Source organism: Rhodothermales bacterium, assembly GCA_034439735.1.
Taxonomy (GTDB): domain Bacteria; phylum Bacteroidota; class Rhodothermia; order Rhodothermales; family JAHQVL01; genus JAWKNW01.
On the sequence record JAWXAX010000265.1, the window covers coordinates 1 to 9,562 of the forward strand.

General features: G+C 62.8%; 9 protein-coding genes. 5 read left to right on the plus strand and 4 right to left on the minus strand.

What is annotated here, in order from left to right; all coding sequences use genetic code 11:
• Both SH809_18630 and SH809_18635 read right to left on the minus strand, forming a co-directional pair.
• Window positions 1–891, minus strand: an 891-nt coding sequence (locus SH809_18630) for a cupin domain-containing protein (GenBank protein ID MDZ4701735.1), incomplete at its 3' end; no start/stop codon positions are given.
• Window positions 892–932: 41 nt separating this feature from the next.
• Window positions 933–1,100 (minus strand): zinc ribbon domain-containing protein, encoded by a 168-nt coding sequence (locus tag SH809_18635; protein MDZ4701736.1) that lies wholly within the window; start codon window positions 1,098–1,100, stop codon window positions 933–935.
• A 208-nt stretch (window positions 1,101–1,308) separates the two neighbouring features.
• On the opposite strand from SH809_18635, the gene argS reads away from it, so the two are divergent.
• From argS to SH809_18650, 3 genes are all read left to right on the plus strand, one after another.
• A complete protein-coding gene (argS, locus tag SH809_18640) occupies window positions 1,309–3,003 on the plus strand; it encodes an arginine--tRNA ligase (GenBank protein ID MDZ4701737.1) in 1,695 nt (564 codons plus the stop codon).
• 98 nt (window positions 3,004–3,101) lie between these two features.
• Window positions 3,102–3,938 (plus strand): prephenate dehydratase, encoded by an 837-nt coding sequence (pheA, locus tag SH809_18645; protein ID MDZ4701738.1) that lies wholly within the window; start codon window positions 3,102–3,104, stop codon window positions 3,936–3,938.
• Between the two features lie 130 nt (window positions 3,939–4,068).
• A complete protein-coding gene (locus tag SH809_18650; GenBank protein MDZ4701739.1) occupies window positions 4,069–4,950 on the plus strand; it encodes an ABC transporter permease in 882 nt (293 codons plus the stop codon).
• 143 nt (window positions 4,951–5,093) lie between these two features.
• Here SH809_18650 and SH809_18655 read toward each other — a convergent pair whose 3' ends face one another.
• Window positions 5,094–5,738 (minus strand): response regulator transcription factor, encoded by a 645-nt coding sequence (locus tag SH809_18655; GenBank protein MDZ4701740.1) that lies wholly within the window; start codon window positions 5,736–5,738, stop codon window positions 5,094–5,096.
• A gap of 31 nt (window positions 5,739–5,769) precedes the next feature.
• On the minus strand, window positions 5,770–7,419 hold the full coding sequence (locus tag SH809_18660) for a PAS domain S-box protein (GenBank protein MDZ4701741.1): 1,650 nt from the start codon (window positions 7,417–7,419) through the stop codon (window positions 5,770–5,772).
• Between the two features lie 124 nt (window positions 7,420–7,543).
• On the opposite strand from SH809_18660, the gene SH809_18665 reads away from it, so the two are divergent.
• Both SH809_18665 and SH809_18670 read left to right on the plus strand, forming a co-directional pair.
• Window positions 7,544–8,563: a D-alanine--D-alanine ligase gene (locus tag SH809_18665; protein MDZ4701742.1), complete on the plus strand. Its 1,020-nt coding sequence runs from the start codon at window positions 7,544–7,546 to the stop codon at window positions 8,561–8,563.
• The coding region (locus tag SH809_18670) for a KamA family radical SAM protein (GenBank protein ID MDZ4701743.1) at window positions 8,550–9,562 on the plus strand (1,013 nt) is incomplete at its 3' end. The genes SH809_18665 and SH809_18670, both read left to right, overlap by 14 nt.

Sequence of the window (9,562 nt, forward strand, 5' to 3'; positions counted from 1 at the left end):
GCTGTAGACCTCTTCGGGTGGGGGGGGGTAGTTGCCGCGGCGTGGTTCGGTGATGAAGCGCCCGAACCAGGTGTCAAACGCCGCGCTGTCGCCGAGCGCGTCGAAGACGACGGCGCGCATCTTCGCGAATACCATGGGCGTGATCTCCCCGGGATGCGTGGGCAGGGTAAGATCGGGGTCGGCGTATCGGTCGAGCGGTGTGAAGCGGTCCGCCACGTGGTCGATATAGCCCGTCACGACATCGGCGAAGGAAGGCGCGCGGAAGCCGATCGAGAACGTCATGCAATTACCGATGGCCGTGCCGCGGTGGGCGACTCGGGGCGGCAGATACAGCATGTCCCCGGGGCCAAGCACCCAGTCTTCATCCGGCTCGAAATGGGCCAGGACGCTGACATCCATATCCGGCAGGATCGCGTCGTCGTCGACCGGTTCGCGGGTAATTTCCCAGCGGCGGTGGCCGTGGCCCTGGAGGAGGAAGACGTCGTAGTTGTCGATGTGCGCGCCGACGCCGCCCTGGGGCGGGGCGTAGCTAACCATCACATCGTCGACACGCCAGTTGGGGACGAAGCGGAAGGAGTCGAGCAGCGTGGCCACGGCCGGCACATATCGGTTGACTTCCTGGACGAGGAGGGTCCAATGGGTCTCGGGTAGATCGTAAAAGTTCTCCTCGAATGGGCCGTGGAGGAGCTGCCATGGGTAGTCGCCCCCGCGTTCGAGCACCAGGCGGGCGTCGGCATCGTCTTCGCAGGCGATGTCCATCAGCTCTTCGGGCGAGACCGGCGTCACCATCCCCGGAAAAGCCCCACGGATGAGCAGCGGCTTTTTCTGCCAGTAGATCTCCAGGAAGGCTTCCAACGAGAGGCCGCCAAGGAGGGTGTCGGGGGAGGGCATGGTTCTCACGGATAATCTCTGCTAGGGGTTCAGGGGGTGTATCAGCCGAAAAGATACGACAATAGCTTGAAGAGCGGCCAAATCATCAACAACAGGAACACCCAGCGTGCATACCGCACCCCGGACCGCTCCTGCGGGAATTCGTAGTCGCAGTGCGGGCACACTGGCTCGGCATCGTCTACCTCAAGAGCGCAGGAGGGGCATTCCATGGTTGGTTGGCAGGTTGCAGGTTGGCAGGTTGGGGTTGGTCATTAAAAGAACGTGCAACTTGTAACCTGACAACCTGCCAACCATCAGTTTACGGCGAAAAAGGGGATGGTGCGAAACCGAAGGGGGGGTTACGGTTAAGAAGCCGGCAACTCCCGCTCAGGGCGCCCTGGGCGGCCGCTGACCGCGCCCTCTATCGCACGTTTCTTGATGAAAGACTATCTGATTCAAACGCTTCGCCAGGTGCTTGCCGGTATCGACGGCGTGCCGGCGGATTTTGAGCTCGAACTGGAGACGCCGCAGAACCCCGAACACGGGGATCTGGCGACGAACGCGGCGATGAAGCTGGCGCGGCACCTGAAACAATCTCCCCGCGCGATCGCGGACGACCTCGTCCGCCGGCTCCGCGCGTTGCCGGTAGATCCCAAACGCATCGCGGGGATCGAGGTGGCAGGGCCCGGCTTTATCAATTTCCAATTCGCCGTTACGTTCCTATCGGACGCCCTCGCCGGCGTGCTGGTCGTGGGCGACACCTATGGCCGCTCGACCCTCGGAGGCGGTCAACGAGCGATCGTCGAATATGTAAGCGCTAACCCGACGGGGCCACTCACGGTGGGGCACGGGCGCAACGCCGTCCTGGGGGATACCATCGCCAACCTGCTCGCGTGGTCCGGCTTCGACGTCACGCGCGAATATTACTTCAACGACGCCGGCCGGCAGATGCGCATCCTGGGCGAGTCCGTCCAATCCCGCTATAACGCGCTCGTGCGCCCGGGCGGGCCGACACGTCAGATCGAGCGGGGCGAGGGGGAATTTGTGGAGGTGCCGGCGGATTTCCCGGAGGACGGGTATCAGGGCGATTACATCATCGACATCGCCCGGACCATTCAGCGGGCGCATGGCGATGCGCTAGTGGGTTCAACGGACGTGACGCCCTTCAAACGGGCGGCCGAGGAGGCGATCTTCGCCGACATCAAGCAGTCGCTACGCCGTCTTCATATCGAGATGGACACGTTCTTCAACGAGCACTCCCTGTACGAATCGGGCGCGATCTGGAAGATCGTCGAACGCTTCCGCGATCAGGGCGTGGCATACGACAGCGCCGGCGCCGTCTGGTTCAAGACGACGGCGTTCGGCAAAGAAAAAGACACCGTGCTCGTGAAGAGCACCGGCGAGCCCACCTACCGGCTGCCCGACATGGCCTACCACGCGGATAAATTCGAGCGCGGCTTCGACATCATGGTCGATATCTTCGGGGCGGATCATATCGCGACCTACCCGGATGTTCTCCACGGGGTGAGCGTACTTGGGTACGATCCGACGAAGATCCAGGTGGTGATCTACCAGTTCGTGACGCTCGTCCGCGCCGGCGCGCAGGTCAAGATGAGCACCCGCAAAGCCAATTACGTGACGCTCGACGAGTTGATGGACGAGGTCGGCGAGGATGTCACGCGCTTCTTTTTCCTTATGCGATCGCCGAATACGCATCTGGAGTTCGACCTGGACCTGGCCAAGGAGGCGCGGGAGAAAAACCCGGTCTTTTACCTACAATACGCCCATGCGCGCGTCTGCTCGATCCTCCGCAAGGCCGTGGAGGTCGGTTTCGTGTTTGGCGCCCAAGCGAACCTGGGTCTGCTCGTCCACGAGACAGAGGAGGCGCTCATCAAGCAGCTGCTCGCGTTCCCGGAGATCGTTCAGCAGGCCGCCCTCGCGAAGGAGCCCCACCGCGTCATTAACTACCTGAACGAGGTCGCCACCGCTTTCACCCGGTTTTATGACGCCTGCCGGATCATCGGCGAAGCGCCGGACCTGGCCACGGCCCGCATGCACCTCGCCCAGGCCGCCCGCATCGTCCTCAAAAACGGCCTCACTGTGCTAGGCATCTCGGCGCCCGAGCAGATGTGAGAAAGGGTTTAAGGGTTAAGGTTCGAGGTTCAATGTGGATCTTCCTTGAACCTTGAACCTTGAACATTAAACGTAAAACGCTAGCAGTCATCCTCAGTATGCGCATTGCTTTCCAGGGGGAAATCGGGGCTTTTAGCGAGGAGGCAACGCTGGCGTTGTATCCCGGGGCTACGCCGCTGGCGACGGTGTCGTTCGACGAGGTATTCCGGCAGGTGGCCGATGGCTCGGTGGATCGCGGGGTGATTCCGATCGAGAATACGCTTTTTGGTAGCGTGCATGTGAATTACGATTTGCTGCGGGCGTACGATCTGGTGATCGAAGGGGAGTGGTACCTGCGGATCCGGCACAACCTGATGGCGTTGTCGGGGGCTACCTTGCCGGCCATCCGCCGCGTGCTCTCGCACCCGCAGGCGCTGGGGCAGTGCCAGGCGTTTTTGAAGGAGCACCTGGCCCACGCCGAGCCGGCGCCGGTCTACGATACTGCCGGAGCCGCCAAGATGGTGGCCGAAAATGGCGACCTCACTGAAGCGGCCATCGCCAGCGAACGGGCTGCCGAAACGTACGGCCTGACGATCCTGGCGCGCGGGGTCGAGAGCAACCACCAGAACTACACCCGCTTCCTGGGGCTGGTCCGCCGCGACGCCTGGGAGCGCCGGCCGGTCGATGGTCCTGCGAGAACGTCGATCGTGTATACCATGCGCGAGAACGTGCCGGGGGCTCTGTTCAAGAGCCTGGCAGTGTTTGCGCTGCGCGACATCGACCTGTTCAAGATTGAGAGCCGGCCGGTCGTCGGCAGCCCGGGCAACTATCTGTTTTATCTGGATCTAGGAGGTGACGCGGAGACCCCACCGCTGCGTCAGGCGCTTGCTCATCTCACCGAGATCTCGGCGGAAGTGAGGGTGTTGGGCTCGTATCTCAAAGCCGACATCGGGTGACGTGAACTTTCATCCGCCGGCCTACGTTGTACCCCCAATCGTTGCCTGGAACTACCTCTTGCCATTCATCAGGCCCCTGGCGGATATTCTCCCGCTATCGGACATCCTCCAGTAGACCGCATCTTTCGACGTGTCGATCATTCCCTACAGCGTGCGCGAAGGCTTCGCCGGCTTCCAACGTGCCAAGTTTGCCGTCTTTACCTCCACCAGCGCCATGGCGGTTGCGCTTATCCTCATCGGGCTCTTCGGCTTGCTGAGTTATCAGGCCCAGCAGGTGAGCGACTGGTTGCGCCAGCGCGTGGGGGAATTGGAGATCTTCCTCCAGGACACCATCGACACGCCCATGGCCCGGGCGTTGCACGAACGCGCCGGCGCGACGCTCGGTGTGGACGGTGCCGATTACATCTCGCAGGAGGAGGCGACCCGTATTTTCCAGGAGGAATTCGGAGATGGGGCCGAGATCTTCCTCAGTGAATCCTTTTTGCCGTCGTCGATCAAGGTGAGGATCCAGTCCAACTACGCCAATCCAGACAGCCTGCACGCCCTCATCGCGGAATTTGAGAGCTGGAACCGCGTCGATGAGGTCGTCTTCAACGAGCCACTCCTGGCGAAGGTGCAGGAAAATCTGCGGTTGTTGAACACCGTGGGTCTGGCGCTGGGCATCATCGTCATCCTGGCGTCGCTGTTCCTGGTGGCGAATACGATCCGCCTCACCATTTATGCCCGCCGGCTGTTGATACGCACTATGAAGCTCGTCGGCGCAACCGATTCGTTTATCCGCCGGCCGTTCCTCGTCGAGGGCGTGATGCAGGGCATTCTCGCCGGCATCGTCGCAAGCCTCGTCGTTTGGGCGCTATTCACGGGTCTTGGCAACTACCTGCCTCAAATGGCCATCTCGGGCACGACGGTCGCCGCGCTCCTCGCCGGCGTCGTGGTCTGCGGCGCACTGCTCGGGTGGCTGGGTTCGCTGTTTGCCGTGCGGCGGTTTATCCGAACCATCCAACTGCATTAATCTAATACTTCGGACACTTTTTGTAGCTGGACCGTTTCTGACGATCAGGCCCCTCCTCGATTCGAGGAGGGGCCTGAATTGTCACGCGGCAGCGCACTCCTTTGTAAACTGTCCGAAGTATTATTAATCGCCATCTGCAGGCACTACGCCGGCTCGTTGCGTAATACCCACTCGATCGCGCGCCGCATCATCTCGCGCCCCGATCCGATCTCGAGCTTCGTCTTGATCCGCTCGACATGGGATTCGATCGTCTTCACGCTGAGGGTGAGTTTGTCGGCGATTTCCTGGAGCGTCAACCCGTGACCGATATTCAGAAACACCTGAAACTCGCGGTCGCTCAGGGCCGATAACGCGGTTTCCTGGCGCGGACTCATCATTCCTTTGATCACCGTCTGTGCGACATTCGGGCTGAGGAATAACTCGCCCGAGGCGACGCAGCGGATGGCATCGAGCACCTTCGCCGGGGCTTCCTGCTTCATGATGTAACCCATCGCGCCGGCGCGGATCACGCGTTCCGCGTAGATCTTCTCATCGTGCATCGACAGTACAAAAACGCGGACGCCGGGCACGTGCGCCTTGATGGGCGCGATGAGATCCAGCCCGGTGGCTCCCCGCAGCGAGAGGTCGAGGACAACCACATCCGGCGTCGAGTCCTTGATGGCGGCGAGCAAATCATTATCGCCGTCGGACTCGCCGCACAGCGTCATGTCCGGCTCGCGGTCAATGAGCCGGCCCATGCCTTCTCGCACAATGGGGTGGTCGTCTACCAAAAAGATGCGCAAACTCATAGGTGGGCGTCGATAGCGTCGGTGGTGGGAATTATTCGGAAGTATCGAAACGGCAGGTGACGATGGAGCCGCCGGCCGGGTTGGGCATGATCATAAATTCGCCGGCGATCATCGTGGCCCGGTAGTCCATGATGCGCAGCCCCAGGCCGCGGCGGTCCTGCGAAACGGGGGCGAAGCCCACGCCGTTGTCGGTCACGCGGAGCGCCAGGCGGCCGTGTTCGCGGTCGAGCCGAATCTGGATGGCTGAAGGCGCGGCATGTTTGACGGCGTTGTTCACGGCTTCCTGTGCGATGCGGTAGACCTGCGTCGCGACCTCGGCCTTGAGCGTCGGAAGCGACGCATCCACGGACAGCGAACAGGGGATGCCGTAGATGCCCTCCGTCTGGAGGGCGAGCCGCTGGAGACCGTCGTGGATGCCGCGCATATCGACCGTGACAGGATCCAGCCCTTCCGCGAGATGCCGCGTCTGGCCGATGGCGTGCTCCACGAGCAGGCTGATTTCGCGCAGCGCCTGGTCATCGATCGCCTCGCCGACGCGGACGGTCTGTTGGAGGCCGGCCACCATGAACCCGATGCCCGTCAGGAGCTGCCCGAGGCCGTCGTGCAGGTCCTGGCCGATCCGTCGCTGCTCCCGCGCGCTGATCTCCAACACCTCCCGTTGCATCCGCTTGCGCTCGGTCACATCCCGGCAGATGATCATCACCGATTGCACGGCCCGGGAATCCTCCATCTCTGGCACGAGCAGCGCCCGGTAGCTCGCGATGCCGCGGCTCGATCGCTGGTCGTATTCCATCTCAACGGCGCGCGCGGTGGCGAATACTTCGTTGATGTGTTTACGCCAGAGGTTCGCGAGATCGGGAGAGGTACAGACCTCCTCGACGTGTTTGCCGACGTAGTGGTTGGGGCTCAGGCCGGCGACCTCGAGGGCCGCTCGGTTCGCGGACAACAGCCGATGGTGCCCGTCGAACCGGATGATCGGGTAGGGAACGTGATCGGATATCGTTTCCAACTCGAGGGTGCGGGCGCGCAGCGCCTCTTCCATCTGCATGCGCTCGGTGATGTCGAACGCGGCGCCCAGGCCGGCGGGTTTGCCGCGGTACATCACCGTGCCGACATTGATGTGCATCCAGCGGATTTCCCCGGATTTGTGCACCATGGGTACTTGCAACTCATTGTGCATGGTTTGCCCCCCCAGGCGCGCCTCGCCCCGGGCACGAACCATCTCGCGGGTCTCCGGCGCCGCCAGTTCCCAGTAGTGCATCTGCACCAGCTCTTCGCGCGTGTACCCGGTCATCTTCACGGCCATCTCGGTCCCGAAAACGTAATGCCCGTCCTGGTACAGGAAAAAACCGATCGGTGCGGACTCCGCGAACTCCTGGAATAAACCAACAAGTTCATCGAGTGAGTCGACTTTTTGCTTGTACCGGACCAGCCCCAGGTGTAACCCAATGCCTCCCACCAGCAGGCAGATACCGTAAAACGAGAGGGCGAACTCGGCCGTTTGCCACCACGCCGGCGTCCCGTCGTGCACCAGCGCGAGCACGGCGTAAACGGTGGATAGGGAGATGGCCGCAGGTAGAAAAAGGAGCCAGCGATGCACATAGGCGCGCAGAAGCCACAGCGACCAGGCCAGTGCGCCAAGGTGCAGTCCGATGCCGAAGAACGCAAATAGCCAGTTCATGACGCGGGATGGGAGAGGGTCTCGTACCGTGGGCACGCCGGCCGGCCGGTGGGACGGGGGTCGCCGTGGCGTGGAACCAAAGATACAACCGCCGATTCACGAGTCCGATTGTTTCTCGAAAGCTATGCGAATCGGACTCATCTACGACATCTTCGAGGCGTACCCCTGGGCGCCCGGCGATCCACCGGACGCCGACGCGGAGTATGAGCCCGCGGCCACGGTCCTCGCGCTCGAAGGTGCGATCCGCGCGCTTGGCGCCGAGCCCGTGCGGATCGGGACGGCGCGCGATCTGCTGGCGGCCATCACCCGGCTCGACGTGGATGTGGCGTTATCCATCGCCGAAGGCGCACACAGCCGCAACCGCGAGGCCTTCGCTCCGATCCTGCTCGAAATGGCGGGTATACCGTATCTCGGGTCGGATGCGCTCACGCTCTCGGTGTGCCTCGACAAAGCCTGGACGAAGGATATCGTAGCCGCCGGCGGGGTACCTACGCCGGCCTACCGCGTCTACGCCAGCGCGGACGCGGTGGACGCCGGCGACCTCCCCGGCCCGTTCCCGCTCTTCGTGAAGCCGCGGTACGAAGGCTCGTCGAAAGGCATCACTCGTCGGTCGAAGGTGGCCACGGTCGATGCCCTGCGAGACGCCGTTGAGTTCATCACCCGCGCCTACCTCCAGGATGCGCTCGTCGAGCCGTTCATCGAGGGTGGAGGTGAGTTCACGGTGGCGGTGGTGGGTCATGCGCCGGCGGAGGCGCTCCCCGTGCTGCAGCGGGCAGTGGAGCGGACCACGCGTATCGGCTTGCATGCCCTGGATCGGCGCGGCTACGCGCACGCCGACCTCGCGTACGACCTCGAAGGCACGCTCGATGCCGGCCTCGAGGCTCGGATGCAACATCTTGCCGTCCAGGCCTTTCACCACCTCGGCTGCCTCGACTTCGCCCGCGTGGACTTCCGGGTCGACCACGCCGGCCGGCCCTGGTTCCTTGAAATCAACCCCCTGCCCACCTTCGACCCCGAAGGCACCTTCGCCATCCTCGCCGAACTCATGGGGAAGTCGTATGAGAACTTCCTGGCGGGGGTGTTGGAAATGGGGATGGCTCGCGTTGGGAAGGCTCGCGCCAGCGAACCTCATGACCTTTCTTAATCTCACCATGCACGCTACCTCCGACCCCGAATACACCTCCTGGACCTGGCAGATGCGCCACCGGGTGCACGACCTGGGCACGCTCCGTTCCTACCTGGAGCCCACGCCGGATGAGGTGGAGGCCATCCGAGTGACGGACGGGATGTTTCGGTGGAATATAACGCCCTACTACGCCGGCCTCATGGACCCCGAGGATCCGGCGTGCCCCATCCGCCGGCAGGTCGTCCCACGCATGGATGAGATGGCGCCGGACATCGTGGCCGTCCTCGACCCACTCGCAGAGGTGGGGCATTCGCCGGTCAAAAACCTCATCCATAACTACCGCGACCGGGTCGCCTTCTGCGTCACGGCCGAGTGCGCCATTTACTGCCGCTATTGCCTCCGAAAGCGGATGGTCGGGGATGCGGAGTTCTTCATGAACAAGACGGAGTTGCAGGAGGCGATTGATTACATCGCGGCGCACCCCGAGATCGAAGACGTGCTCCTCACCGGAGGGGATCCGCTGATCTTCAATGATAACAACCTGGAATGGCTACTCAGCCGGCTCCGCGCGATCCCACACGTCGGCGTCATCCGCATCGGGTCCCGGTTACCCGTCACGCTCCCGTTTCGCATCACGGACGACCTGTGCCGCGTTCTGGAGCAGTATCACCCGATCTGGCTCAACACGCACTTCAACCACCCCCGCGAACTCACCCCGGAGGCCGCCACCGCGTGCGACCGGCTGCTGCGCGCCGGCATACCGGTCGGTAACCAGACTGTCCTGCTGAAGGGCATCAACGACGACCTGGAAACGATGCGCGCCCTCTGCAACGGGCTCGTCCGCATGCGCGTGCGTCCGTATTACCTCTACCAGGCCCAGGTGCTGGGGGGAACCGCCCACTTCAGAACGACCATCGAACGGGGCATAGCGCTCATGGAGGCCCTCCAGGGCCGGATTACGGGGTTCGCCATCCCGAAGTACATCCTCGATACTCCCTACGGCAAGGTGCCGCTCAC